The sequence below is a fragment of the Methyloversatilis sp. genome (genome assembly GCF_030696805.1).
Taxonomy (GTDB): domain Bacteria; phylum Pseudomonadota; class Gammaproteobacteria; order Burkholderiales; family Rhodocyclaceae; genus Methyloversatilis.
In genome coordinates this window covers 1-24738 of record NZ_JAUYRO010000107.1, presented here as the reverse complement: position 1 = coordinate 24738, position 24738 = coordinate 1, and the positions used below count along the sequence as shown (strand labels likewise).

General features: G+C 68.6%; 26 protein-coding genes. All 26 read left to right on the top strand.

What is annotated here, in order from left to right; genetic code table 11:
* Positions 1-765: 765 nt before the first annotated feature.
* On the top strand, positions 766-1848 hold the full coding sequence (locus Q8R75_RS17640; RefSeq protein WP_305613690.1) for a hydrogenase small subunit: 1083 nt from the start codon (positions 766-768) through the stop codon (positions 1846-1848).
* 68 nt (positions 1849-1916) lie between these two features.
* Complete coding sequence (locus tag Q8R75_RS17635) at positions 1917-3773, top strand: nickel-dependent hydrogenase large subunit (RefSeq protein ID WP_305663811.1); 1857 nt, start codon at positions 1917-1919, stop codon at positions 3771-3773.
* 35 nt (positions 3774-3808) lie between these two features.
* Positions 3809-4411 carry a HupE/UreJ family protein gene (locus Q8R75_RS17630; RefSeq protein ID WP_305613692.1) on the top strand — a complete coding sequence of 201 codons (603 nt, stop codon included), beginning with the start codon at positions 3809-3811 and terminating at the stop codon, positions 4409-4411.
* A 25-nt stretch (positions 4412-4436) separates the two neighbouring features.
* Positions 4437-5165: a Ni/Fe-hydrogenase, b-type cytochrome subunit gene (gene cybH, locus Q8R75_RS17625; protein ID WP_305613693.1), complete on the top strand. Its 729-nt coding sequence runs from the start codon at positions 4437-4439 to the stop codon at positions 5163-5165.
* 4 nt (positions 5166-5169) lie between these two features.
* The gene (locus tag Q8R75_RS17620) at positions 5170-5592 is read left to right on the top strand and encodes a HigA family addiction module antitoxin (protein WP_305613694.1); all 423 of its coding nucleotides are present in this window, start codon (positions 5170-5172) and stop codon (positions 5590-5592) included.
* 24 nt (positions 5593-5616) lie between these two features.
* Positions 5617-6315 carry a HyaD/HybD family hydrogenase maturation endopeptidase gene (locus tag Q8R75_RS17615; RefSeq protein ID WP_305613695.1) on the top strand — a complete coding sequence of 233 codons (699 nt, stop codon included), beginning with the start codon at positions 5617-5619 and terminating at the stop codon, positions 6313-6315.
* Between the two features lie 2 nt (positions 6316-6317).
* Positions 6318-6683, top strand: coding sequence for a HypC/HybG/HupF family hydrogenase formation chaperone (locus Q8R75_RS17610; protein WP_305613696.1), 366 nt, complete (start codon positions 6318-6320; stop codon positions 6681-6683).
* Positions 6680-7174: a hydrogenase gene (locus Q8R75_RS17605; RefSeq protein ID WP_305613697.1), complete on the top strand. Its 495-nt coding sequence runs from the start codon at positions 6680-6682 to the stop codon at positions 7172-7174. The genes Q8R75_RS17610 and Q8R75_RS17605 overlap by 4 nt, the downstream gene beginning before the upstream one ends.
* Positions 7175-7188: 14 nt before the next feature.
* A complete protein-coding gene (locus Q8R75_RS17600) occupies positions 7189-8073 on the top strand; it encodes a hydrogenase expression/formation protein (RefSeq protein ID WP_305613698.1) in 885 nt (294 codons plus the stop codon).
* Between the two features lie 2 nt (positions 8074-8075).
* Complete coding sequence (locus Q8R75_RS17595; RefSeq protein ID WP_336623630.1) at positions 8076-8297, top strand: rubredoxin; 222 nt, start codon at positions 8076-8078, stop codon at positions 8295-8297.
* Positions 8298-8315: 18 nt separating this feature from the next.
* Positions 8316-8819, top strand: a complete 504-nt coding sequence (hybE, locus tag Q8R75_RS17590; protein ID WP_305613699.1) for a [NiFe]-hydrogenase assembly chaperone HybE — start codon at positions 8316-8318, stop codon at positions 8817-8819.
* A complete protein-coding gene (locus tag Q8R75_RS17585) occupies positions 8816-9907 on the top strand; it encodes a hydrogenase formation protein (protein ID WP_305613700.1) in 1092 nt (363 codons plus the stop codon). Before hybE ends, Q8R75_RS17585 begins: the two co-directional genes overlap by 4 nt.
* Positions 9900-10244 carry a hydrogenase maturation nickel metallochaperone HypA gene (locus tag Q8R75_RS17580; protein ID WP_305613701.1) on the top strand — a complete coding sequence of 115 codons (345 nt, stop codon included), beginning with the start codon at positions 9900-9902 and terminating at the stop codon, positions 10242-10244. Before Q8R75_RS17585 ends, Q8R75_RS17580 begins: the two co-directional genes overlap by 8 nt.
* A gap of 454 nt (positions 10245-10698) precedes the next feature.
* Positions 10699-11655 (top strand): hydrogenase nickel incorporation protein HypB, encoded by a 957-nt coding sequence (hypB, locus tag Q8R75_RS17575; protein WP_305613702.1) that lies wholly within the window; start codon positions 10699-10701, stop codon positions 11653-11655.
* Positions 11652-12797 carry a carbamoyltransferase HypF gene (locus tag Q8R75_RS17570; protein ID WP_305613703.1) on the top strand — a complete coding sequence of 382 codons (1146 nt, stop codon included), beginning with the start codon at positions 11652-11654 and terminating at the stop codon, positions 12795-12797. The genes hypB and Q8R75_RS17570 overlap by 4 nt, the downstream gene beginning before the upstream one ends.
* Positions 12788-13027 carry a HypC/HybG/HupF family hydrogenase formation chaperone gene (locus Q8R75_RS17565; RefSeq protein ID WP_305613704.1) on the top strand — a complete coding sequence of 80 codons (240 nt, stop codon included), beginning with the start codon at positions 12788-12790 and terminating at the stop codon, positions 13025-13027. Before Q8R75_RS17570 ends, Q8R75_RS17565 begins: the two co-directional genes overlap by 10 nt.
* Positions 13024-14166: a hydrogenase formation protein HypD gene (hypD, locus tag Q8R75_RS17560; RefSeq protein WP_305613705.1), complete on the top strand. Its 1143-nt coding sequence runs from the start codon at positions 13024-13026 to the stop codon at positions 14164-14166. The genes Q8R75_RS17565 and hypD overlap by 4 nt, the downstream gene beginning before the upstream one ends.
* A complete protein-coding gene (gene hypE, locus Q8R75_RS17555) occupies positions 14163-15239 on the top strand; it encodes a hydrogenase expression/formation protein HypE (protein ID WP_305613706.1) in 1077 nt (358 codons plus the stop codon). The genes hypD and hypE overlap by 4 nt, the downstream gene beginning before the upstream one ends.
* Positions 15239-16990 carry an enoyl-CoA hydratase-related protein gene (locus tag Q8R75_RS17550; RefSeq protein ID WP_305613707.1) on the top strand — a complete coding sequence of 584 codons (1752 nt, stop codon included), beginning with the start codon at positions 15239-15241 and terminating at the stop codon, positions 16988-16990. The genes hypE and Q8R75_RS17550 overlap by 1 nt, the downstream gene beginning before the upstream one ends.
* Positions 16987-18435, top strand: a complete 1449-nt coding sequence (locus Q8R75_RS17545) for a sigma-54 dependent transcriptional regulator (RefSeq protein WP_305613708.1) — start codon at positions 16987-16989, stop codon at positions 18433-18435. Before Q8R75_RS17550 ends, Q8R75_RS17545 begins: the two co-directional genes overlap by 4 nt.
* Positions 18435-20267, top strand: coding sequence for an NAD(P)H-dependent oxidoreductase subunit E (locus Q8R75_RS17540; protein ID WP_305613709.1), 1833 nt, complete (start codon positions 18435-18437; stop codon positions 20265-20267). The genes Q8R75_RS17545 and Q8R75_RS17540 overlap by 1 nt, the downstream gene beginning before the upstream one ends.
* Positions 20264-20956 carry a 2Fe-2S iron-sulfur cluster-binding protein gene (locus Q8R75_RS17535; protein WP_305613710.1) on the top strand — a complete coding sequence of 231 codons (693 nt, stop codon included), beginning with the start codon at positions 20264-20266 and terminating at the stop codon, positions 20954-20956. Before Q8R75_RS17540 ends, Q8R75_RS17535 begins: the two co-directional genes overlap by 4 nt.
* Positions 20953-21492: an NADP oxidoreductase gene (locus Q8R75_RS17530; protein ID WP_305613711.1), complete on the top strand. Its 540-nt coding sequence runs from the start codon at positions 20953-20955 to the stop codon at positions 21490-21492. Before Q8R75_RS17535 ends, Q8R75_RS17530 begins: the two co-directional genes overlap by 4 nt.
* A gap of 243 nt (positions 21493-21735) precedes the next feature.
* Positions 21736-23256, top strand: a complete 1521-nt coding sequence (locus Q8R75_RS17525; protein ID WP_305613712.1) for a Ni/Fe hydrogenase subunit alpha — start codon at positions 21736-21738, stop codon at positions 23254-23256.
* Positions 23253-23747 carry a hydrogenase maturation protease gene (locus Q8R75_RS17520; RefSeq protein WP_305613713.1) on the top strand — a complete coding sequence of 165 codons (495 nt, stop codon included), beginning with the start codon at positions 23253-23255 and terminating at the stop codon, positions 23745-23747. Before Q8R75_RS17525 ends, Q8R75_RS17520 begins: the two co-directional genes overlap by 4 nt.
* Positions 23744-24738: HupU protein (locus Q8R75_RS17515; protein ID WP_305613714.1), on the top strand; the 995-nt coding region annotated here is incomplete at its 3' end. The genes Q8R75_RS17520 and Q8R75_RS17515, both read left to right, overlap by 4 nt.

Below are 24738 nucleotides of genomic sequence, written 5' to 3'. Positions count from 1 at the left end.
CGCGCGCACCCCGCCAATCCCCGGCTTGGCCCGTCCCCCGCGCCCCGCCCCCACTCTCCCACCCCCCCGTAGGTTGGGGTGAGCGCAGCGATGCCCAACACCCGGCCCCCGCAGGAGCGCCGATGGCCTCAGGCGATCCTGTTCGGCCCCACGACCGCTCCTGCCCTTCTGCGAGCCGATTACCGGCCGGCGCCCCACCGCCTCCATGTCGACCGTAACGCTGCCCGCGGCGCGACGACCGTCGATTCCGCGTTGCAGACCCGCGTGCGCACGCGCCATAGAAAATTGAACGTCCCTCACCACACCCATGGACGGACTGCGTCTGTGGTTCCGGGCGCCGTCCGTTGTCGGGACATGTGCGGACGCCGGAGGGAGTTTCGACACCGCAATCGCCTGAGGGGCAGATTCCTGCCAAGACCGCCGGAGCTTCGGAGCCCCGCAGGACCTGTCGATGAAAGATGACTTTCCGATATCCAGTGGAAAGCGGCAGATGCGCTTCCACTCCGGTTTGACGACACCTCCGCTCCGGCATCTCTTCAGGCATATCTTTTTCGATACAGAACAAGGCTTTGATCTGTATCAATATTTTTGTTGCAGCGCAGTAGGCCAGACTGGCCCGCAACTTGTTAGTCCTCACCACCCACCCGTGCGAATCGAGGTTCGTCCGAGGTGTTTCGAGGCCCGTCGGCACACGGCTCGCCGGCAACAGGGTGAGCGGCGCGGCAACAGGCCCCAGACAACAAGAAATACAGGAGAGAGACCAGGATGGAAACCTTCTATGAGGTGATGCGCCGGCAGGGCATTTCGCGCCGCAGCTTTCTCAAGTACTGCTCACTGACCGCCACATCGCTCGGGCTTGGCCCGGCCTTCGTGCCGCAGATCGCGCATGCGATGGAAACCAAGCCGCGTACACCGGTGCTGTGGCTGCACGGGCTGGAATGCACCTGTTGTTCCGAATCCTTCATCCGCTCGGCGCATCCGCTGGCGAAGGACGTGGTGCTGTCGATGATTTCGCTCGACTACGACGACACGCTGATGGCCGCCGCAGGGCACCAGGCCGAAGCGATCCTCGAAGAGATCATGACCAAGTACAAGGGCAACTACATCCTGGCGGTCGAGGGCAACCCGCCGCTGAACCAGGACGGCATGAGCTGCATCATCGGCGGCAAGCCCTTCATCGATCAGCTCAAGCACGTGGCGAAGGATGCCAAGGCCATCATCAGCTGGGGCAGCTGCGCGAGCTGGGGCTGCGTGCAGGCTGCCAAGCCGAACCCGACCCAGGCCACGCCGGTGCACAAGGTCATCTTCGACAAGCCCATCATCAAGGTGCCGGGCTGTCCGCCGATCGCCGAGGTGATGACCGGCGTGATCACCTACATGCTCACCTTCGACCGCATTCCCGAACTGGACCGTCAGGGCCGGCCGAAGATGTTCTACAGCCAGCGAATCCACGACAAGTGCTACCGCCGCCCGCACTTCGACGCCGGCCAGTTCGTCGAGGCCTGGGACGACGAATCCGCACGCAAGGGCTACTGCCTCTACAAGGTCGGCTGCAAGGGCCCGACCACCTACAACGCTTGCTCCACGGTGATGTGGAACGAGGGCACCAGCTTCCCGATCAAGGCCGGTCACGGCTGCATCGGCTGTTCGGAAGACGGTTTCTGGGACAAGGGTTCGTTCTACGACCGGCTGACCGACATCCACCAGTTCGGCATCGAAGCGAACGCCGACCAGGTCGGCGCGACCGCCGCCGGTGTGGTCGGAGCGGCCGCCGTGGCGCACGCCGCGGCGTCGGCGATCAAGCGCGCCACGCAGAAGACCGATTCGACGACCACCGCCGACCACTGATCCGCGCCGCCGGCGCATGAGCGACGGCGCGTGTGCGGGCAGACCCGATTCCAGCAAAGGATACAGAGATGGGTGCTTACGAAACTCAGGGCTACACGATGGACAACACCGGCCGGCGCATCGTCGTCGATCCGGTCACCCGCATCGAAGGCCACATGCGTTGCGAGGTCAACGTAGACAAGGACAACATCATCCGCAACGCGGTGTCGACCGGCACCATGTGGCGCGGCCTCGAAGTGATCCTGAAGGGCCGCGACCCGCGCGACGCCTGGGCCTTCGTCGAACGCATCTGCGGCGTGTGCACCGGCTGCCACGCGCTGACCTCGGTGCGCGCGGTGGAAGACGCGCTCGGCATCACGATTCCGAAGAACGCGTACCTGATCCGCGAAATCATGGCGAAGACGCTGCAGGAACACGATCACGCGGTGCACTTCTATCACCTGCACGCGCTCGACTGGGTGGACGTCTTGTCGGCGCTGAAGGCCGACCCGAAGAAGACCTCGGAACTGCAGCAGACCGTGTCGCCCAGTCACCCGATGTCTTCGCCCGGCTACTTCCGCGACATCCAGAACCGGCTGAAGAAGTTCGTCGAAAGCGGCCAGCTCGGTCCCTTCATGAACGGCTACTGGGGCAACAAGGCCTATGTGCTGCCGCCGGAAGCCAACCTGATGGCCGTCACCCACTATCTCGAAGCACTCGACCTGCAGAAGGAATGGGTCAAGGTGCACACCATCTTCGGCGGCAAGAACCCGCACCCGAACTATCTGGTGGGTGGCGTGCCGTGCGCCATCAACATCGACGGCGACGGCGCGGCCGGTGCGCCGGTCAATATGGAGCGGCTGAACTTCGTCGAAGCGCGCATCAAGGAAATGATCGAGTTCAACAACAACGTCTATATCCCGGACGTGCTGGCCATCGGCACGATCTACAAGAACGCCGGCTGGCTGTATGGCGGCGGCCTGGCAGCCACCAACGTGATCGACTACGGCACCTATGAAAAGGTGATGGGCGACCACAGCACGCAGCAGTTGCCGGGCGGCGCCATCCTCGATGGCAACTGGGACGAAATCCTTCCGGTCGATCCGCGCGACCCCGAGCAGGTGCAGGAGTTCGTCAACCACAGCTGGTACACGTACCCCGACGAAAGCAAGGGCCTGCACCCGTGGGACGGCCTCACCGAGCCCAACTACGTGCTCGGCGCCAACACGAAGGGCACCCGCACCAACATCGAGATCATCGACGAGGACGCCAAGTACTCGTGGATCAAGTCGCCGCGCTGGCGTGGTCATTCGATGGAAGTCGGCCCGCTGTCGCGCTACATCCTCGGCTATGCGCATGCGCTCAAGGGCAACCAGTACTGCCAGCGCGTGAAGGAACAGGTCGATGGTTCGGCACGCATCATCAACAGCGACTTCCCGAAGGCGCTCGGCATGGCGGAAACCAGCTACACCGCCAAACAGCTGCTGCCCACCACCATCGGCCGCACGCTGGCGCGCGCGCTCGAGGCGCAGTACTGCGCCGAAATGATGCTCGACGACTTCAAGGAACTGGTCGCCAACATCAAGGCCGGCGACACCAGCACCGCCAACGTCGAGAAGTGGGACCCGAAGACCTGGCCGAAGGAAGCCAAGGGCGTCGGCACGGTGGCCGCACCGCGCGGCATGCTGGGCCACTGGATCCGCATCAAGGACGGCCGCATCGAAAACTACCAGTGCGTCGTGCCGACCACCTGGAACGGCAGCCCGCGCGACACCAAGGGCCAGATCGGCGCCTTCGAGGCCAGTCTGATGAACACGCCGATGGCCAATCCGGAAGAGCCGGTCGAAATCTTGCGCACGCTGCATTCCTTCGACCCCTGCCTCGCCTGCTCGACGCACGTGATGAGCGAGGACGGCCGGGAACTGACCACGGTGAAGGTGCGCTGAAGCGCACCCACGACATGACGACATCAGGAGGAAACATGAATACGTCCCTCGCCTTATCCCTGGCCCGCCGCGCCTGCGTCGCGGCCGCCCTGACGCTGGCTGCCGGCGTCGCTCACGCACATGAAGGTCACGGCGCACACGGCCTGGCCGCCGGCCTGGCGCATCCCTTCGCCGGTGTCGATCACCTGCTGGCAATGATCGCCGTCGGCGTGTGGTCGGCCGCCGCGCTGCGGGGCGCCCGACGCCTGGCCGGCCCGGCCTGGTTCCTGCTCGCGCTGCTGGCCGGTGCCTTCGTCGGCGTGCAGACCGGCGCCGGTGTTTACATCGAAGCCGGTGTCGCGCTCAGCGTCGCGCTGTTCGGCGTGCTTCTGCTGGCGCGCCGACAACTGCCGGTGCTCGGCGGGCTTGCCCTGGTCGCAGCAGCCGGCGCGCTGCACGGTGTCGCGCACGGTGCCGAATGGGCAGCCGGTACGTCCTTCGCCGCCTATGCCGCCGGCTTCATGCTCGGCTCGGCACTGCTGCACGCCGTCGGTCTGGTTGCCGGCGCGTGGCTGGCGCGCGTGCCGGGCTGGGTGTGGCGCGTGCAGGCGGCAGGGCTCGGCGCTGCCGGCCTGTTCATGTTTGCGTCGCGCATCTGAAGCAGCCAACCGCGGGAGACTAAAGATGTCCGCCACTACTGAAAAGCTGTCCCACGCCACCGGCATCGACGAGGGGGCGGTTGCCCACGGCCGCTCGATCAAGTCGGTCTACGTGTATGAGGCGCCGGTACGCGTGTGGCACTGGATCAACGCGCTGGCGATCACGGTGCTCGCGCTGACCGGCTACTTCATCGGCTCGCCGCTGCCGACGCAGCCGGGCGAAGCCAGCGCCAACTACCTGATGGGCTATATCCGCTTCGCCCACTTCGCCGCCGGCTACATCCTTGCGGTCGGTCTCATCGGCCGCACCTACTGGGCCATCGCCGGCAACCACCATGCGCGTGAGCTGTTCTGGGTACCGCTCTTCACCAGGGCCTACTGGGTCGAGGTGCTGGGCATGCTGAAGTGGTACGCCTTCATCAGTCCGCGTCCCGGCCGCTACGTGGGCCACAACCCGCTGGCGCGCCTCGCCATGTTCTTCGGCTATCTGCTGCTTACGCTGTTCATGATCGTGACCGGCTTCGCGCTGTACGGCGAAGGCTCGCAGATGGGGTCGTGGCAGGAGCGGATGTTCGGCTGGGTCATCCCGCTGTTCGGCCAGTCGCAGGACGTGCATACCTGGCACCACCTCGGCATGTGGGCGCTGATCGTGTTCATCATCGTGCATGTCTATGCCGCCATTCGTGAAGACATCATGGGGCGGTCGAGCGTGGTGAGCACGATGATTTCCGGCCACCGCACCTTCAAGGACTGACGCCATGTCGGCCGCCGCTTCGCCCGCCGGACGCAGCCCGGCCGACCCGCCCACCGCCTCCTCGTTCCCAGGCAAGCTCGTTGTGCCACCTTGGCGTCCCGGACTGTCACCGCTGCAACGCGTACCCGCCGGTATCCCGGTGCGTGCGCCGTGGCATCCGGGACGATTTCTTTCGCGCAACTATCTGGAACCGCTCGGCATGTCGCAGAGCCAAGCCGCGCGCGCGCTCGGCATGTCGCGCCGCCGCCTGCACGAAATCGTTCACGGCCAGCGATCGATGACGCCCGACACCGCCATCCGCTGCGCCCTGCTGTTCGGCACCGACGCCGCTTTCTGGCTGGCGCTGCAGTCCGCCTGGGACAGCTTCCACGCCTGGAAGGCGCTGCGCGCCACCCCCGACGCCACGCTTCCGCGCGGCGCTCACTGACTTTTTCCGAAGGGAAGTTCGACCGTGAACCCGAATCCGTCCGCAAGCAGCTGTCACCCACCCCGTGACAGCATCGTCGTGCTCGGCATCGGCAACGTACTGTGGGCCGACGAAGGTTTCGGCGTGCGCTGCGTCGAGGCATTGCAGCAGCGCTTCGAATTCGATTTCGCCGCGGATACGGGCCCCGAGGTGCAGCTGATCGACGGCGGCACCCAGGGCCTCTACCTCGTGCAGCACGTGCAGGCTGCCGACTGCCTGCTCATTTTTGATGCCATCGACTACGGGCTCGAGCCGGGCACGCTCAAGTGCATCGCCAACGACGACGTGCCGCGCTTCATGGGCGCCAAGAAGATGAGCCTGCACCAGACCGGTTTCCAGGAAGTGCTGATGCTGGCCCAGCTGACCGGGCGGTATCCGCGCGAAGTACTGCTGATCGGCTGCCAGCCGGAAGAGCTCGAGGACTACGGCGGCAGCCTGCGCCCCACGGTGCGCCGCGCGATGGAAGGCGCACTGACGCTGGGCCTGGGCGCTCTGCGCCGCTGGGGAGCACGGCCGGTGCCGCGCACCACGCCGCTGACCGTGCGCGAGTGCATCACCTTCGCCGAACTCGAACTGGCGCGCTACGAAGAGGAACGTCCGCCGGAAGACGTCGCCTGCCGCAGTGGCGACGCGCGTTTCTTTCCTGCCGCCGGTGCGGAGGACTCGACTGTAGGCACAGCCTGATCATGTGCCTGGGCATACCGATGCAGGTGACCGCCGTCGAGCCGGGCCATGCGCGCTGCGCGGGCCGGTTGGGTGAACGCCGCGTGCGCAGTGCGCTGGTCGGCGAAGTGGCCGTCGGCGACTGGCTGCTGGTGTTCCTCGACAGCGCGCAGGAACGCATTTCGGTCGAGCGGGCGCGTGAGGTCGACGCCACGCTTGACCTGATCGAAGCGGTCATGCGGGGTGACGCCGGCGATGGCGACGCCGCCTTCGCGCTGCCGTCGGCAATGAGCAGCGAACAGCTGCGGGCGCTGTCCGGCGCGCGCACGGAAGTGCACGACCACTCGCAGGAAAACACGCACCACACCACGCAGGGAGAAAGCACATGAGCATCGAAACCGCAGCATCCGAAGCAGTCGTCACGCTGCCGGTCGCCGCACCGGCAGCTGTGTCGCCGCTGATCGAACGTCTGGTCAGCGCGCACGGTGCGACCTGGCTCACCGCCGACAATGTCGCCGACTGGGCGGCCGGCGGTGGCGACCGCGTCATCCTGCTGGCGGGCGACCCGGTGCGCTTCCCCGAGGCACTGGATCTCGCCGTCGTGCTGCCCGAACTGCGTCAGCACTTCGCGCAGCGCTTCATCGTCGGCGTCGCCACGCGCGAACACGAAGACGCGATCGCCAGACGCTATGGCTCGATCCGCTGGCCGGCGCTGGTGTTCGTGCGCGACGGCCAGTACGTCACCGTGCTGTCCGGCATGCTCGACTGGCAGGTCTATGTCGAGCGCGTCGGCGAAGCGCTCGCGATGCCTGCGTCGCGCGCGCCCACCATCGGCATTCCGGTGCGCCATGGCAGCGCATCCGATTCGTCCTGTCACTGAACGGAGTACGGCACGTGAAAGAATCTCCCGCATTTCCCTCATTTCCCATTCCGGTCGCCGTCATCGGCCCCGGCACCCAGGTCGAAGGCGAAGCGCTGCACTACCTCAACATGCCGCAGGGCATGGAAACCTTCCGCCCGCCCATCCTGCCCGAGCCGGAAGAGCTGGTCGGCCACGAACAGGCCCATCTGGCGCTGCGCGACGTGCTCGCCTGCCTGGGCGAGACGCGCACCGACGGCCGCAACCGCAGCATCGACCTGACCCGGCTGCCGCCGGAGGACCTGAAACTGATCAATCAGGTCATGGGCGAAGGCGAGGTCAGCGCGCAGGTACGTACCGACGACGATGCGGGCCAGCACGTGGCGGTGCAGGAGTCGGTGTTCGCCGGCGTCTGGCGCGTCATCGTCAGCGACGGCGGCAAGGTCGTGTCCGACACCATGGAGGTGGGGGCCATTCCGCAGGTACTGCGTACCTCCGCCACCGACGACCTGTGGATCACCGTGCCGCGCTGGCAGGGCGCGCTGCCGCCCAATGTGCAGAACGCGCCGGCGCTGCTGGCCGAGATCGAGGACCAGTGGCGCGCATGGAAGCCGGGCACGCCGGCGCACGTCGTGAATCTGACGCTGCTGCCGATGTCGAATGCGGACATCGGCTTCATGGACCACCACCTCGGCACCGGCCGCGTGCTCATCCTGTCGCGCGGCTACGGCAACTGCCGCATCACCAACACGTGCGTGCCCAACACCTGGCGTGTCGTCTATTACAACTCGCAGGACTTGGTCATCCTGAACACGGTCGAAGTGAGCGCGCTGCCGGAAGTCGCGATGGCGGCGAAGGAAGATCTGGAAGACTCGTTCGAACGCCTGACCGAAGTGCTCGCCTGGGTGGAGGGCGACTGATCATGTCGGCCACTGTGCGTTTCGAAGGCAGCTATCTCGGCGACGCCGGCAAGTTGCCGGACAATGCGAAGCTCGAATGCAAGATCTGCTGGTGGGTGTATGACCCGCAGCAGGGCGACCCGGTGTGGCAGATCACGCCGGGCACCGCGTTCACCGACCTGCCGTCGCACTGGCGCTGCCCGCAGTGCGACGGCGATGCCGACCAGTTCATGGTCATTGATTGAGACTGCCGCGCAGCCAATATGACCGACCCGATGCTCGCTCACCGCATCAGCGCCCTCGAAGCGCTGTTCCGCCAGATCGCCGACACCCGCATGGCCGGGCTGCCGATCGTGAACGCGGCGCTGTGCGTCGAGACGGTGGGTTTCGAGCCCTTTGCGTCGGAGCCGGATCTGCCGGCGGCGGCCAGCGGTGTGCTGGTGACGCCCTGGTTCATGAATCTGGTGCGCCTGCCGCTGGCGCGCGAGGACGAGCTTGGCCGCGTCGGCGTCACGCGCCGGCTGGCGGTCGGGCGCGAGCACTTCGACTTCATCGGCGCGCACGAGGCGGCCATCGGCACCTTCGACGCCTGTTCGCTGTTTTCGCCGATGTTCGATTTTGCGTCGCAGGACACCGCCGTCGCCACCGCGCAGGCGGTGTTGGCACGCCTGCGCGAGCCGCTTCCCGAAGTGGTGACAGATGTGGCGGAACAGCCGGAACGCCCGGCCCGCCGCGGCTTCCTGTTCGGCCGGAGTCGCACGCCATGATGTCGCTCGACGCGCTCGCGGGCGTGCTGCGCGTGCAGCCGGGAGCCGCACGCCCGACCGCACTGGTCGGTCAGCGTCCGGACTGGGCGGCGCGGCTGGCCGTCGGTCGCCCGGCACAGTCGCTGCCCGACCTGCTCGGCGCCGTGTTCAGCCTGTGCAGTCACGCGCACCGGTTGAGCGCCCGCGCTGCGGTCGACGCGGCGCGCGGTATTGATGCGCCGCCGCCGGACACACTGCGCAGCGAAACCCTGCGCGAACACCTGCGCCGCGTGCTGCTCGACTGGCCGGCGCGGCTGGCGGCGGAACCGTCGACCGACGCGCAGCGCGCGCTGGCCACCTGTCCGGCGCTGCGGGCTGAAGGATGCAACGACGCGTGTGCCGACAACATGCCGGACTGGATCGAGCGCCACCTGCTCGGCTTGGCGCCAGCGCACTGGCTGGCTGCCTTCGAGCGCGCACCGCAGCAGGCCTTTGCCGACTGGCGCGATGGCGCGCCGTCCTGGCTGGCTCGTCTGCTGCGCGACAGCGCGGCGCTGGCCGACGCGCCGCTTGCCGCGTCGGCACCGCTGCACGTACACGCCAGTGAAGCGGCGCTGCGCGCACTGGCCGCCGCGATGACGCAGGACCCGGCCTTCACCCGCCGCCCGCGCATCGACGGCGCCTGTGCGGAAACCGGCTGCTGGACGCGGCTGGCCGATGACACCATGCCGGTATCCGCGTCCGGCCGTTTCGCGGCGCGGCTGGCCGAACTGGTGCGCCTCGCGCTGCCCGGCGGCGAGCGCCGCCTGCGCAGCGGCCGTCTCACGCTGGCGCCGGGCGAAGGGCTGGCGTGGGTGGAAATGGCGCGCGGCCTGCTGGTGCATCACGTGCAGCTCGACGGCCGTGGCGACGACGCGCGCATCGACGCCTGTCATGTGCTGGCGCCGACCGAATGGAATTTCGATGCCGACGGCGCGGTGGCCGCCGCGATCGAGAAGCTCGACCCTGCGGAACCCGACTGTGCACGTCGCGTCGCCCTTCTGATGGCGGCATACGACCCCTGCGTGCGCTACGAGGTGGCCGGCGCCGCGGAGGTGGCCCATGCATGAAGCCAGTCTGGCCGGCGGCATCCTGCAGCTGGTCGAACGCACCGCCGAACGCGAGCGCTTCGTCCGCGTCACGCATCTGCGACTGGAGGCCGGGCAGCTGGCCGGTGTCGAAGCCCGCGCGCTGCGCTTCGCGCTCGAAGCCATCGCGCCCGGCACGCTGCTCGACGGCGCGTTGATCGACATCGATGAACCGCCGGGTCAGGCTTGGTGCATGGACTGCAGCCTCACCGTGCAGATCACGCAGCGCGGCGACGCCTGCGCGCACTGCGGCGGCTACCGGCTGCAGCCAACCGGCGGCACCGACCTGAAGGTGATCGACATGCAGGTCGAGGATTGAAGTGCGGATTCGGAGGCCCTATCGCGGGCAGGGCCCGCTCCTGCGGGGGTGGGGCGGGCAGAAAGGAACAGGTGTTTTGGGTGAATGCGCATGAGCTTCTCCGTGTGCGGTTTCTCAATCCCTCTCCCGCATCAGCGGGAGAGGGTGGCGCGCAGCGACGGGTGAGGGCTGCGGCGTTTGCTCCCTCACCCCCGGCCCCTCTCCCGCTGATGCGGGCAAGGGGAGAAGGGCGATGCGGTGGTGGGGTGGAACGGTTTTCGTAGGAGCCTGCCCCGCAGGCGATTCGGTGGTGGATGAACGCAGGCGCGGATTCGGAGGCCCTATCGCGGGCAGGGCCCGCTCCTGCGAAGGGCGATGTGGCGGTGGGTTCACAGATCGGCATGCCGGAGGACGACGCGGCGGTGGCAGGAATGGATCACCCGGCACAGACCGGGTAACGAAGGAGGAGATCGATATGTGTGTAGTCTGCGGATGTGCCGACAGCGGCGACAAGGGCGTGACGATGGAAGGCGGTGCCGGCCATCACCATTCTCATCACGGCCACGCCTACATGCCGGCCGCTCGCCGCGCGAAGCCGGCGCGGCACGAGGCGGCGCATGTGGCCGTCGACGCTTCCAGCGGCGACCTGCACTTCGGCGCCGGCGCGGCGAAGGTGTCGGTGCCTGGCATGAGCCAGGCGCGCGCAATACGCCTCGAAACCGACATCCTCGGCGAGAACGATCGCGTGGCTGCGCAGAACCGCGAGCAGTTTTCGGCGCACGGCGTGACCGCGCTGAATTTGGTGTCCAGCCCCGGCTCCGGCAAGACCACGCTGTTGTGCGCCACCATCGAGGCGCTGAAGACGCGGGCGCCCGGCCTGCGGGTGGCGGTGATCGAGGGCGACCAGCAGACCTCCTTCGACGCCGACCGCATCCGCGCCACCGGCGCACCGGCGCTGCAGATCAACACCGGCAAGGGCTGCCACCTCGATGCGCCGATGGTGGCCGAAGCCTTTGCCCGCCTGCATCGCCACGATGCCGGACACGGCGACAGCCGCAGCCTGCTGTTCATCGAGAACGTCGGCAACCTCGTCTGCCCGGCCATGTGGGATCTGGGCGAGGCGGCCAAGGTGGCCATCCTGTCGGTGACCGAGGGCGAGGACAAACCGCTGAAGTACCCGGACATGTTCGCCGCCAGCACGTTGATGCTGGTGAACAAGATCGACCTGCTGCCCTATGTGAATTTCGACGTCGAGCGCTGCATCGCCTTCGCGCGCCGCGTCAATCCGGCCATCGAAGTCATCCGCGTGTCGGCCACCACCGGCGAGGGCATGGGCGACTGGCTGGCGTGGATGGCGTCACGGCTGACGAGCGACGCGGTGGCCGGGCTGCGGGCAGGTCTCGACGACATCGTGCGGAGCGTCGCCTCATGAGCCCGACACCGCCCACCGTGCTGGCAGTCGGCGCCTGGTTGAAGAACGCCGCCTGCCTGCTCGAGGACGGCCGCGCGGTGTGGTCGCCGCTGCATGGCGACCTCGGCGACCCGCAGGCCTGCGTGGCGCTCGACCGTTCGCTGGATGCGCTGCTCGCGCAGGCGACCACGCCGGTCGCAGCGATCGCACATGATCTGCACCCGGATTTCTACAGCACCCAGCGGGCGGTTGCGCTGGCCGACCGGCTCGGCGTGCCGGCCATCGGCGTGCAGCACCACCACGCACACATCGCCGCGGTGATGGCCGAGCACGGCCTGACCGAACCGGTGGTCGGGCTGGCGCTCGACGGCGTGGGCCTGGGCACCGACGGCCTCGCCTGGGGCGGCGAACTGCTGTGGGTCGCCCCCGGGGACTGGCGCCGGCTTGGTCACCTGTGGCCGCTGCAACTGGCCGGCGGCGACGTGGCCGCACGCGAGCCCTGGCGCATGGCCGCCGCCGCGATGCATACGCTGGGTCGCGGCCCCGACATCGAAGCGCGCTACACCGTTGCAGTCGGCGCGCAGGCCGCGCGCACCGTCGCCCGCATGCTCGATACCGGTCTGAACAGCCCGCCCACCACCAGCACCGGCCGCTGGTTCGACGCCGCGGCCGGCGCCCTCGGCGTCAGCGTGCGCCAGTCGCACGAGGCCGAAGCCGCCATCGCGCTCGAAGCAGCCGCGCAGCGCTGGTTTGCCGTTCACGGCGAGCCGACGCTGGACAAGGTCTTCGAGGTGACGGGCGGCACCGTGCTCGACCTGCGCCCGCTGCTCGCCCGCCTGCTCGACTGGCCGGACGGCGAAAATCGATGCGACGAAGCCGCCGCGTGGTTCCACCTGGCACTGGCCGACGGCCTCGCGCAGTGGGCGATCACCGCTGCACACGATACCCAGGTCGACACCGTCTGTCTTGGCGGTGGTTGTTTCATGAATGCGCTGCTGACCCGCCGCGTCACGCTGCGGCTGGAAAGCCGCGGCCTGCGCGTGTTGCGACCGCAAGCCACCTCCTGTGGCGATGCCGGCCTGGCGCTGGGCCAGGCCTGGGCAGTCGCACAGCAGATCCACCTCGCCCCCGGCGTGCTCACGGAGTCCCTGTCATGTGTCTAGCCATCCCCGCCATGCTGGTCGAACTGCGCGCCGACGAGCGCGCCGTCGTGAACCTCGGCGGCATCCGCAAGGACGTGTCGATCGAACTGGTGCCCGAGGCGGCCGTCGGCGACTACGTCATCGTCCATGTCGGCCACGCCATCGGCATGATCGACCCGGAAGAGGCCGCGCGCACGCTGGCGCTGTTCGGCGAGATGAGTGAAGCCGCCGCGCGGGCGGATGCGTCATGAAATACATCGACGAATTCCGCGACGGCGAAGTCGCCCGCAAGATCGGCGAGCGCCTGCGCGGCGAAGCCGACCCGGCCCGCCAGTACAGTTTCATGGAGTTCTGCGGCGGCCACACGCACGCCATTTCGCGCTACGGCGTGCGCGAACTGCTGCCGCCGAACGTACGCATGATCCACGGCCCGGGCTGCCCGGTGTGCGTGCTGCCGATCGGCCGCGTCGACATGGCGATCAAGCTGGCGCTCGAGCGCGGTGTCATCGTGTGCACCTACGGCGACACCATGCGCGTGCCGGCGTCCGACAACCTGTCGCTGACCAAGGCGAAGGCGCGCGGCGGCGACATCCGCATGGTGTATTCGGCCACCGACGCGCTCACCGTGGCGCGCGACAACCCGGGGCGCGAGGTGGTGTTCTTCGCCATCGGCTTCGAAACGACGACGCCGCCGACCGCGCTGGCCATCCTGCGCGCGCAGCGCGAGGGCCTGGCGAACTTCAGCGTGCTGTGCTGCCACGTGCTGACGCCGTCGGCCATCACGCACATTCTCGAGTCGCCCGAGGTGCGCCGCTACGGCACGGTGCCGATCGACGGCTTCGTCGGACCGGCGCACGTGAGCATCGTCATCGGCTCGGGCCCGTACGAGCATTTCGCCGAGGAATACCGCAAGCCGGTGGTGATCGCCGGCTTCGAACCGCTGGACGTGATGCAGGCCATCCTGATGCTGGTGCGCCAGGTAAACGAAGGCCGGGCGCACGTCGAGAACGAGTTCTCGCGCGCGGTCGACCGCGACGGCAACCTGGGCGCGCAGCAGAAGGTGTCCGAGGTGTTCGAACTGCGGCCGACCTTCGAATGGCGCGGCCTGGGCGAGGTGCCGTACAGCGCGCTGAAGATCCGCCCGGCGTTCGCGCAGTTCGACGCCGAGCGCCGCTTCGGCCTCGGCTACACGCCGGTCGCCGACAACAAGGCCTGCGAGTGCGGCGCCATCCTGCGCGGCGTCAAGCAGCCGACCGACTGCAAGATTTTCGGCACCGTGTGCACGCCGGAAAACCCGGTGGGCTCGTGCATGGTGTCGAGCGAGGGGGCGTGCGCGGCGCATTACGCCTACGGCAGATTCAAGGATATTCCGGTGAAGGTGATGGCATGAACGCACGCGACAACTCGACCGGCGGCACGGTGCGCGCCGGTTACGTCCGGCCGCTGGACATCCGCAACGGCCGCATCGACATGGGCCACGGCGCCGGTGGCCGCGCCGCCGCGCAATTGATCGAAGAGATTTTCCTCGCCGCCTTCGACAATCCCTGGCTGCGCCAGGGCAACGACGGCGCCGCGTTCGCCATCCCGGCCGGCCAGCGCATGGTGATGGCGACCGACGGCCATGTGATCTCGCCGCTGTTCTTCCCCGGCGGTGACATCGGCGCACTGAGCGTGCACGGCACGGTCAACGACGTGGCGATGATGGGCGCCACACCGCTCTACCTGGCGGCCAGTTTCATCCTCGAAGAAGGCTTTCCGCTGGCTGACCTCAAGCGCATCGTGCAGTCGATGGCGGCGGCGGCGCGTGACGCCGGCGTGCCGGTCATCACCGGCGACACCAAGGTGGTCGAACAGGGCAAGGGCGACGGCGTGTTCATCAGCACCACCGGTGTCGGCGTGGTGCCGCACGGTGTCGACGTATCGGGCGCGAACGCGCGGCCGGGCGACGTCATCCTGCTGTCCGGCACCGTCGGCGACCACGGCGTGGCCGTGCTGTCGCAGCGCGAATCGATCGAATTCGAAACCACCATCACCTCCGACACCGCGGCGCTGCACACGCTGGTCGCCGCCATGCTGGCCGCGTCACCGGCCATCCGCGTGCTGCGCGACCCGACGCGCGGCGGCCTGGCCACCACGCTGAACGAAATCGCCGGCCAGTCGGGCGTCGGCATGCTGCTCGACGAGGCGGCCATACCGGTCAAGCCCGAAGTCGACGCCGCCTGCGAACTGCTCGGGCTCGACCCGCTGTATGTCGCCAACGAAGGCAAGCTGGTCGCCATCGTGCCGGCAGAGCAGGCCGACGCGGTGCTGGCGGCGATGCGCGCGCATCCGCGCGGTGCGGATGCCGCACGCATCGGCGTCGTGCAGGAAGACACGCATCACTTCGTGCAGATGAACACCCGCTTCGGTGGCCGGCGCGTGGTCGACTGGCTCAGCGGAGAGCAGTTGCCGCGCATCTGCTGATGCCGGCGCTGCGCATCCTGCTGCTGTGCCACAGCTTCAACAGCCTGAGCCAGCGCCTGTACGCCGAGCTGACGGCGCTCGGTCACACACTGTCGGTCGAACTGGACATCGCCGATGCGGTGACCGGAGAAGCGATCGCGCTGTTCCGCCCCGACCTCGTGCTCGCGCCCTTCCTGAAGCGGCGCATTCCGGAGTCGGTGTGGCGCGCCGTTCCGTGTTTCGTCGTGCACCCGGGTCCGCCGGGCGACCGCGGTCCGGCCGCGCTCGACTGGGCAATTCTGGAACGGCAGCAAGAGTGGGGCGTCACCGTGCTGCAGGCGGATGGCGATTTCGACGCCGGCCCGGTGTGGGCGCACGCCACGTTCCCGTTGCGCGCGGCGTCCAAGGGTGCGATCTACCGGCGGGAGGTGACCGAAGCGGCGCTGGCTGCGACGCTGCAGGCGATCGCGTGCTTTGCCGCCGGCGACCCGCCACAGAAGCGAGCGCCCTCTGCCGACGGCTGGCGCGGAGTGCTGCCGCAGTCGCGCCGCGCCATCGACTGGTCGCGCGACGACAGCTCGACCGTGCTGGCGAAGATCCGCGCGTCCGACGGGCAGCCGGGTGTGGTGGGCACGCTGTTCGGCCGGCCGTGCCGGCTGTTCGACGCCCACCTGGCGACCGCGGCCGCACTGGCCGGCCTCGGCGGCGCGCCGGGCGACGTGCTGGCGCAGCGCGACGGTGCGCTGCTGCGCCGTACCGTCGATGGTGGCGTCTGGATAGGGCGCGTGTCGGTCGCCATCGGTGACGCAGCGTCGCCGATCAAGCTGCCAGCAACGCAGGCCTTTGCGGCGGAAACGGCTGCGCTGCCCGAGCGCGCCGCGCCACTCGTGCGCGCGGCCGATGAGTGGGACGAGTGGTCCGAGTTGCGCTACACCGAACGCGGCGAACGCGGTGCGCGCGTCGGCGTGCTGAGCTTCGACTTCTGCAATGGCGCGATGTCGACCGCGCAGTGCGTGCGCCTGCGCGACGCACTGGTCGAGCTGAAGCAGCGCGACACGCAGGTGCTGCTGATCGCCGGTGGCGACGGCTTCTTCAGCAATGGCATCGACCTCAACGGCATCGAGGCGGCCGCGCACCGCGACGGCGACAGCGCGGCCGACGAATCGTGGCGCAACATCAATGCGATGAACGACGTCGCGCTGGAAATCATCACCGCCACCGACCGCCTCACCGTATCGCTGCTGCGCGGCAATGCCGGCGCTGGCGGCGCCTTCCTCGCGCTGGCGGCGGACGAGGTGTGGGCGCAGCGCGGCGTCATGCTGAATCCGCACTACAAGAACATGGGCAATCTGTACGGTTCGGAATACTGGACCTATCTCGCGCCGCGCCGGCTGGGTGCCGACGGCGCGCGCGCGCTGATGCAGCGCCGGCTGCCGCTGTCGGCCCCCGAGGCGCTGCGCATCGGCTTCATCGACCGCTGTGTCGACGTGCCGGCCGGCGAGGCGCTCGATGCGGCGGTGCGGGAGGCTTCCCTGCTGGCTGCATCGTACAATCTGCGCGATCGCGTGCTGCGCAAACAGACCGAGCGTGCGGCCCACGAAGCCGAGCGTCCACTTGCCGATTACCGCCAGGAAGAACTGTCCCGCATGCACCGCAACTTCTACGGCTTCGACCCCAGCTTCCACATCGCACGCCACCACTTCGTGCACAAGCTGCCGCATGCCTGGACGCCACGCCATCTGGCGGTGCACCGCGAGGCCGGCGCCCGATGAACGCCACGCTGCGCCTGCCCACCGTACTGGTGGTCGACGACGAGGTGCGCTCGCAGGACGCGATGCGCCGCACGCTCGACGAAGATTTCAACGTGCTCACCGCCAGTGGCGCCGACGACGCGCGCCAGCAGCTGGAGCGGCACGCGGTGAACGTCATCCTGTGCGACCAGCGCATGCCCGGCCTGACCGGCGTGCTGTTCCTGAAAGAAGTACGCGAGCGCTGGCCCGACGTCGTGCGCATCGTCATTTCCGGCTACACCGATTCGGAAGACATCATCGCCGGCATCAACGACGCCGGCATCTACCAGTACATCCTGAAGCCCTGGGTGCCGGACCACCTGCTGGCCACCGTGCGCAACGCCGCCGAGGCGCAGACGCTGCAGCAGGAAACCGCCCGCCTCGACCTCGAACTGCGCACCGCCACGCCGGTGCTGCGCCAGCGCGCCGCGCACCGGCTTGAGCGTGCGCGCAAGACCTTCGGCTTCGACCGCATCGAGCGCTCGCCCGGCAGCCCGCTCGATTCGGTGTGCGAAATGGCGGCACGTGTTGCGCGCTACGACCTGTCGGTACTGGTGCTCGGCGAATCGGGCACCGGCAAGGAACTGCTGGCACGCGCCATCCACTACGCCAGCCCGCGCGCGGGCGGCGCCTTCGTGGTTGAAAACTGCGCGGCGATACCGGAAACCCTGCTCGAATCCGAACTGTTCGGCCACAAGCGCGGCGCCTTCACCGGCGCCTACGAAGACCATATCGGCCTGTTTCAACGTGCCGACGGCGGCTCCGTATTCCTCGACGAGATCGGCGAAACCTCGCCCGCCTTCCAGGTACGCCTGCTGCGCGTGCTGCAGGAAGGCGAGGTGCGCCCGGTCGGCGGCACGCGAGCGCTGCCGGTGGATGTGCGCGTCATTGCGGCCACCCACCGTGAGCTCGAACAGCGGGTGCGCGAAGGCCTGTTCCGCGAGGATCTGTACTACCGCATCGCCGGCGCCACCTTCACCGTGCCGCCGCTGCGCGAGCGGGTCGGTGATATCGAGCCGATCGCCCGTCGCGTGATCGACGAGGTGGGCATCGAACTGGGCCGCCCCGGCGCGGCGCTGAGCGACGAGGCCATGGCCTGTCTGATGGGCTATCCGTGGCCCGGCAACATCCGCGAATTGCGCAACGAACTGGCGCGCGCGCTCGCACTGAGCGACAGTGAGCGAATCGAGGCGCAGTCGCTGTCGCTGCGCGTGCTGCACGGTCAGGCCGGCCTGACCGCTGCCGCCAGTGCCATGCCTCTGCCGGCCAGCGGCACGCTGGCCGAGCGACTGGACGCGATCGAAGCCATGCTGCTGCGGGAAACATTGCTGCGTCACCGCTGGAACAAGACGCGCGCGGCCAAGGAACTGGGTCTGTCCCGCGTCGGTCTGCGTGGAAAGATGGTGCGCTTCGGACTGGAGGGCTGATGGTCGTCAATGCTGCAGCCGTGAGCGAACCCACGGCGGAAACCGCCGACGCCGTACTGGATCGCTGGCAGCGCGACCCGCTCGCGCTGGTGCAGATCCTGCGCGAAACGCAGGCCGCCACATACTGGCTGCCGCGTTCGCTGCTCGTGCATATCGCCGCAGCGCTGGGGCTCACCGTCGCCCATGTCGAAGGCGTGGCCGGCTTCTACCGCTTCTTCCACACTAGCCCGGTCGGATGCGTGCGGCTGCTGTTCTCCGACAACATCACCGACCGCATGCTAGGCAGCGAGGCGCTGCTCGCGCAGTTGTGCGCCCGCCTCGGCGTGGCGCCCGGCGAGGTCGATGCGCAGGGTCGCTTCAGCGTGGACCGCTGTTCCTGTACCGGGCTGTGCGACCAGGGGCCGGCGCTGCTGGTGAATCATCACCAGGTCGTCACGCGGCTGGATGGGGCGCGCGTCGATGCGCTGGCCGACTGCCTGCTCGCCGGTACGCCGGTCGAAGAGTGGCCTGACGAGTGGTTCCGGGTGGTCGACGGCGTGCAGCGCGCCGACCTGCTGCTGACCGGCCTCGCGGCCGATGCGTCCTCGCTGCCGGCCGTGCTGGCGCGGTCCCCGCAGGCCCTGCTCGACGAGGTGGCGCAGTCCGGCTTGCGCGGACGCGGCGGCGCCGGCTTCCCCACCGAGCGCAAATGGCAGGCCTGCCGTGATGCACCGGGTCCGCTGCGCTGCGTCGTCTGCAACGCCGACGAGGGCGAGCCCGGTACCTTCAAGGACCGCGTGCTGCTCGCGAGCCACGCCGATTCGGTGTTCGACGGCATGACGGTGGCGGCGCGCGCGGTCGGTGCGCAGCAGGGCTTCGTCTATCTGCGTGGCGAGTACCGCTTCCTGCTGCCGCAGCTCGAACAGGTGCTGGCGCGCCGCCGCGTCGCCGGCCTGCTCGGCCGCAACGCCGCAGGCATTGCCGGCTTCGACTTCGACATTGCGATCCACCTCGGTGCCGGCGCCTATGTGTGCGGCGAAGAATCGGCGCTGATCGAGTCGCTCGAGGGCAAACGTGGCACGCCGCGCATCCGCCCGCCCTTCCCGGTGCAGGCCGGCTACCTCGGCCGGCCCACCGTGGTGAACAACGTCGAAACCTTCTGCGCGGTCGCCCACATCGCGCGTCGCGGCGGAGCCTGGTGGGCCGGCATCGGCACCGCGCAATCGACCGGCACGAAAATCCATTCGGTGTCCGGCGACTGCGCGCGGCCCGGTCTGTACGAATACCCGCTGGGCACGACCATCGCGCAGATACTCGACGAATGCGGCGCGCCTCAGGCACAGGCGGTGCAGGTGGGCGGGCCGTCCGGCGCTTGCATACCGGCGTCTGAATTCGGTCGCGCCATCGCTTTCGAGGACGTGCCGAGCGCCGGCGCCTTCATGGTGTTCGACCGCTCGCGCGACCTGTTCGAAGTGGCGCGCCACTTCGCCCGCTTCTTCGCGCACGAAAGCTGCGGCCTGTGCACGCCCTGCCGCGTCGGCACCGAACTGGTGGTGCGGCGGCTCGACAAGCTGGCGCACGCACGCGGCGCCGGCCACGCTTCGGCGTTCGATATCGAACGCCTGCACGACCTGGACACCGTGCTGCACAGCGGTACCCACTGCGGTCTCGGCGCGTCGGCCTGCAATCCGCTGCGCGACACGATGCGGCATTTCGGCGCGGCCTACGCGCAGCGCTCGACTGCGGCGCAGTTCCAGCCCGATATCGATCTCGACGCCGAACTGTCGTCGGCGCGGCGCGTGACCCGACGTACCGACGCGGGTGCGCATCTGCACACGGACACGCCCACATGAGCGCCGTCGACCCGTCCTTCGAACTGGATGGCCAGCGCGTGCCGCTGCAGCCGGGCGACACGATACTGGCCGCCGCCGCGCGCGCCGGGCTGGACATACCCTACCTGTGCTGGAGCGCCGAGGTGTCGGCCAGCGCGTCGTGCCGGCTGTGCACCGTGCTGGCCGACGGCCGTCCGGTGGCCGCCTGCGTGACGCCGGCGGTGGCCGGCCAGAAGGTCGAATGCCGCAGCGCATCGCTCGATGTGCAGCGGCTGCGCCTGCTGCAGATGCTGTTCGTCGAGGGCAACCACTTCTGCCCCGGCTGCGAAAAGAGCGGCAATTGCGTGCTGCAGGTGCAGGCCGAACGCGCCGGCATGACCGACCTGCATTTCGAAACGCTGAATCCGGAGCGGCCGGTCGATGCCAGCCACCCCGACGTGCTGTTCGAACCCAACCGCTGCATCCTGTGCCAGTTGTGCGTGCGCGCCAGCGACGAAATCGACGACAAGCAGGTGTTCGCCATCGGCGGCCACGGCATCGCCACCCGCCTGCTGATCGACAGCCCGAGCGGCCGGCTGGGCGACAGCGCGCTGTCGGTGGGCGACCGCGCTGCCCACATCTGCCCGGTCGGCGCGCTGTTGCCCAAGCGGGTCGGCTTCGCGGTGCCGATCGGCCAGCGCCGCTTCGATACGGAGGACACGCGCGGATGAACGCGCCGCCCATCCCCGAAGCGCCGCGCAAGCTGCGCGTGGCCACCGTGTCGCTGGGCGGCTGCTTCGGTTGCCACATGTCGCTGCTCGACATCGACGAGCGGCTGTTGGAACTGATCGAAAAGGTGGACTTCGACCGCTCGCCGCTGACCGACATCAAGACCGTGGGTGAATGCGATGTCGGGCTGATTGAAGGCGGGCTGTGCAACGCCGAGAACGTCGAAGTGCTGCGCGCCTTTCGCGCGCACTGCAGGGTGCTGGTGGCGGTCGGCGCCTGCGCCATTACCGGCGGTCTGCCGGCACTGCGCAACCATCTGGACGTCGGCGACATGCTGCAGTCGGTGTACGGCGAGGTGCCGGATGACCCGGAACTGCCGCTGCCGCTGAACCGCGTGCTGCCCATCCACGAGGTGGTGCACATCGACCATGCGCTGCCCGGCTGTCCGCCGCCGGCCGACGCCTTCTGGCAACTGCTGCAGGACCTGATCGCCGGTCGCACGCCTGTGCAGGCACCCGGACTGATCCGCTACGACTGAATAATCCTGAAAACCTCGGTTGACCGCTTGCCATGAAACCAGAATCCCTGCCCATCAACATTGTTAGGTGCTTTGCACCAGCCATCCTCCGGGTGAGACCGCTTCGACGTCGCGTGGACGGCCGGCAGGGCGCCCGGCTACGTTGCTCGTCCTTGCAGGGAGCTATCCTGCCGCGTCCTCGCGCCTTGCCGTACACCCTGCCGACCATCCCCACGACGCCGATCAACTGACGTTTTCAGGATCATGGACACGCGCCCGCTTGAAACCGCTGCCGACCCCAAAGGACTGCGCCGCATCGCAATCGATCCGCTGTCGCGCGTCGAAGGCCACGGCAAGGTGACGCTACTGCTCGATGACGACAACCGTGTGCGCCAGGCTCGGCTGCACATCGTCGAATTCCGCGGCTTCGAAAAATTCATCGAAGGCCGGCCTTACTGGGAAGTGCCGGTCATGGTGCAGCGGCTGTGCGGCATCTGCCCGGTGTCGCACCATCTCGCGGCGTCGAAGGCGCTTGACCGTGTGGCGGGCGGCTGGCCGGTGCCGCCTGCGGCCGAGCGCATCCGCCGGCTCATGCATTACGGCCAGATCGTGCAGAGCCACGCGCTGCACTTTTTCCATCTGGCCTCGCCCGACCTGCTGTTCGGTTTCGACGCGGGCGTCGATCAGCGCAACATCGTCGGCGTGGCCGCAGCCTTCCCGGACGCCGCGCGTCAGGGCGTCATGCTGCGCAAGTTCGGGCAGGAGGTGATCCGCATCACCTCCGGCAAGCGGATTCACGGCACCGGCTCGATACCCGGCGGCATGAACCGCGCGGTCGATCCGGCCGAGCGCGACGCGCTGCGCGCCGAACTGCCGCAGGTGCTGGCCTGGGCGCAGGACGCGGTGGCACTCGCCCGCCGGTTGGTCGAGGGCCTGCCGCCGCGCTATGCCGATTTCGCCGACACGCCGGCCGCCATGATGTCGCTGGTCGGCCGCGACGGCGCGATGGAGCTGTACGACGGCGTGCTGCGCCTGCGCGAGGCCGACGGCCGCATCGCGGTCGACGGCTTCGACGACCAGCGCTACCGCGAACTGATAGACGAGGCGGTGCGGCCCTGGACCTATATGAAGTTCCCCTACCGCCGCAGCCTCGGCGTCGACGACGGCTGGTATCGCGTGGGCCCGCTGGCGCGGCTGCAGAACTGCGACTTCATCCCGACGCCGCGCGCCGAAGAAGCGCGCCAGGCCTTCGTCGCCGCACACGGCGGCCGGCCGGTGCACACCGTGCTGGCCACCCACTGGGCGCGCATGATCGAACTGCTGCACGGCGTCGAAACCGTGGCGGCGCTGCTGGACGACCCGCGCATCACCGGCGGTCCGCTGCAGGCCGAGGGGCCGCGCCAGCGCTCGGGCATCGGCATCATCGAGGCGCCGCGCGGCACGCTGATCCACGAGTACGAGGTCGGCGACGACGACCTCGTCACGCGCTGTAATCTCATCGTGTCGACCACGCACAACAACCAGGCCATGAACGAGGCGGTGCGGGCGGTGGCGCTGCGCTATCTCGACGGCGAAACGATCACCGAAGGCCTGCTCAACCACATCGAAGTGGCCATCCGCGCCTACGACCCCTGCCTGTCCTGTGCCACGCACGCGCTCGGCCAGATGCCGCTGGCGGTGAGCCTGCGCGCGGCCGACGGCCGCGTGCTCGACCACGTGCTGCGCAGCTCGACCGGCGAACTGCTGCGCGACGGCCCGGCGCACGACGCCGAGGCGGCGCAATGACCGCCCCCTTGCTGGTACTGGGCTGGGGCAACCCGAGTCGTGGCGACGACGCGCTCGGCCCGATGCTGGTCGATGCGCTGGCGGCGTATGCCGGACGCGCGTTGCCCGCCGGCGCGGTGGACTGCCTCAGCGACTACCAGTTGCAGATCGAGCACGCGCTCGACCTGGTCGGTCGCGAACGCGTGCTGTTCGTCGATGCGGCGGTTGGTCTCGACGCTGCCTTCGCGGTGAGCGCGGTACAGCCGCAGCGCGAGCGCCAGATCACCAGCCACGCGCTGTCGCCGCCGGCGCTGCTGCAGGTGTTTGTCGACCTTCAGGGGTGTGCGCCGCCCGAGTGCTCGCTGCTTGCCCTGCGCGGCCGCCGCTGGGCGCTGGGCGAGGTGCCGGACGCCGCCGCGTGTGAGGATCTGGCGCGCGCGCTGGAGTGGGCCACCGGTTGGCTCGAACGGTTCGCCTCGCCGCAGGTGGCCGAACAGGGAGTGATCGCATGAATGTGCTCTGGTTGCAGTCTGGCGGCTGCGGCGGCTGCAGCATGTCGCTGCTGTGCGCCGACACCGACGATTTCCATGGCCAGCTGCGCGATGCCGGCATCGATCTGCTGTGGCATCCGTCGCTGTCGCTGGACAGCGGCAGTGAAGTGACCGCGCTGCTCGGCCGCATCCTCGACGGCGACCTGCGGCTCGACGCGCTGTGCATCGAAGGGTCGCTGCTGCGCGGTCCGAACGGAACCGGCCGCTTCCACGTCATGGCCGGCACCGGTGTGCCGATGACCGAATGGGTGCGCCGGCTCGCTGCGAAGGCGCGTCACGTGATCGCCATCGGCAGCTGCGCCGCCTGGGGCGGTGTCACCGCCGGCGGCGACAACCCGACCGACGCCTGCGGCCTGCAGTACGAGGACGATCGCCCCGGTGGCCTGCTGGGTGCCGGTTTCCGCGCTCATGGCGGCCTGCCGGTGATCAACATCGCCGGTTGCCCGACCCACCCGAGCTGGGTGCTCGATACGCTGATGGCGCTGGCCGCCGACGGCTTCACCGACGCCGACCTCGACACGCTGGGCCGGCCCCGTTTCTACGCCGACCAGCTGGTGCACCACGGCTGCACGCGCAACGAGTATTACGAATTCAAGGCCAGCGCCGAAAAGCCCTCCGACCTCGGCTGCATGATGGAAAACATGGGCTGCAAGGGCACGCAGGCGCACGCCGACTGCAACACCCGGCCGTGGAACGGCGAAGGTTCGTGCACCCGCGGCGGCTACGCCTGCATCAGCTGCACCGAACCCGGCTTCCAGGAACCGGGCCACCCCTTCCACGCCACGCCGAAGATCGCCGGCATCCCGATCGGCCTGCCGACCGACATGCCCAAGGCCTGGTTCGTCGCGTTGGCGTCACTGTCCAAATCGGCGACGCCGAAGCGGGTGAAGGTGAATGCGGTGTCGGACCATGTCGTCGTGCCGCCGGTGGCGAGACGGACGAGGCTGAAGTG

Bases quoted from the DNA above. Each gene is read 5' to 3' on its own strand.
- Q8R75_RS17540 (WP_305613709.1), top strand. From the start codon at position 18,435: ATGGTCGTCAATGCTGCAGCCGTGAGCGAACCCACGGCGGAAACCGCC.
- Q8R75_RS17595 (WP_336623630.1), top strand. From the start codon at position 8,076: ATGTCGGCCACTGTGCGTTTCGAAGGCAGCTATCTCGGCGACGCCGGC.
- Q8R75_RS17530 (WP_305613711.1), top strand. From the start codon at position 20,953: ATGAACGCGCCGCCCATCCCCGAAGCGCCGCGCAAGCTGCGCGTGGCC.
- Q8R75_RS17580 (WP_305613701.1), top strand. From the start codon at position 9,900: ATGCATGAAGCCAGTCTGGCCGGCGGCATCCTGCAGCTGGTCGAACGC.
- Q8R75_RS17610 (WP_305613696.1), top strand. From the start codon at position 6,318: ATGTGCCTGGGCATACCGATGCAGGTGACCGCCGTCGAGCCGGGCCAT.
- Q8R75_RS17535 (WP_305613710.1), top strand. From the start codon at position 20,264: ATGAGCGCCGTCGACCCGTCCTTCGAACTGGATGGCCAGCGCGTGCCG.
- Q8R75_RS17565 (WP_305613704.1), top strand. From the start codon at position 12,788: ATGTGTCTAGCCATCCCCGCCATGCTGGTCGAACTGCGCGCCGACGAG.
- Q8R75_RS17545 (WP_305613708.1), top strand. From the start codon at position 16,987: ATGAACGCCACGCTGCGCCTGCCCACCGTACTGGTGGTCGACGACGAG.
- cybH (WP_305613693.1), top strand. From the start codon at position 4,437: ATGTCCGCCACTACTGAAAAGCTGTCCCACGCCACCGGCATCGACGAG.
- Q8R75_RS17605 (WP_305613697.1), top strand. From the start codon at position 6,680: ATGAGCATCGAAACCGCAGCATCCGAAGCAGTCGTCACGCTGCCGGTC.
- Q8R75_RS17520 (WP_305613713.1), top strand. From the start codon at position 23,253: ATGACCGCCCCCTTGCTGGTACTGGGCTGGGGCAACCCGAGTCGTGGC.
- Q8R75_RS17640 (WP_305613690.1), top strand. From the start codon at position 766: ATGGAAACCTTCTATGAGGTGATGCGCCGGCAGGGCATTTCGCGCCGC.
- hypB (WP_305613702.1), top strand. From the start codon at position 10,699: ATGTGTGTAGTCTGCGGATGTGCCGACAGCGGCGACAAGGGCGTGACG.
- Q8R75_RS17635 (WP_305663811.1), top strand. From the start codon at position 1,917: ATGGGTGCTTACGAAACTCAGGGCTACACGATGGACAACACCGGCCGG.
- Q8R75_RS17620 (WP_305613694.1), top strand. From the start codon at position 5,170: ATGTCGGCCGCCGCTTCGCCCGCCGGACGCAGCCCGGCCGACCCGCCC.
- Q8R75_RS17585 (WP_305613700.1), top strand. From the start codon at position 8,816: ATGATGTCGCTCGACGCGCTCGCGGGCGTGCTGCGCGTGCAGCCGGGA.
- hybE (WP_305613699.1), top strand. From the start codon at position 8,316: ATGACCGACCCGATGCTCGCTCACCGCATCAGCGCCCTCGAAGCGCTG.
- Q8R75_RS17570 (WP_305613703.1), top strand. From the start codon at position 11,652: ATGAGCCCGACACCGCCCACCGTGCTGGCAGTCGGCGCCTGGTTGAAG.
- hypE (WP_305613706.1), top strand. From the start codon at position 14,163: ATGAACGCACGCGACAACTCGACCGGCGGCACGGTGCGCGCCGGTTAC.
- hypD (WP_305613705.1), top strand. From the start codon at position 13,024: ATGAAATACATCGACGAATTCCGCGACGGCGAAGTCGCCCGCAAGATC.
- Q8R75_RS17525 (WP_305613712.1), top strand. From the start codon at position 21,736: ATGGACACGCGCCCGCTTGAAACCGCTGCCGACCCCAAAGGACTGCGC.
- Q8R75_RS17630 (WP_305613692.1), top strand. From the start codon at position 3,809: ATGAATACGTCCCTCGCCTTATCCCTGGCCCGCCGCGCCTGCGTCGCG.
- Q8R75_RS17550 (WP_305613707.1), top strand. From the start codon at position 15,239: ATGCCGGCGCTGCGCATCCTGCTGCTGTGCCACAGCTTCAACAGCCTG.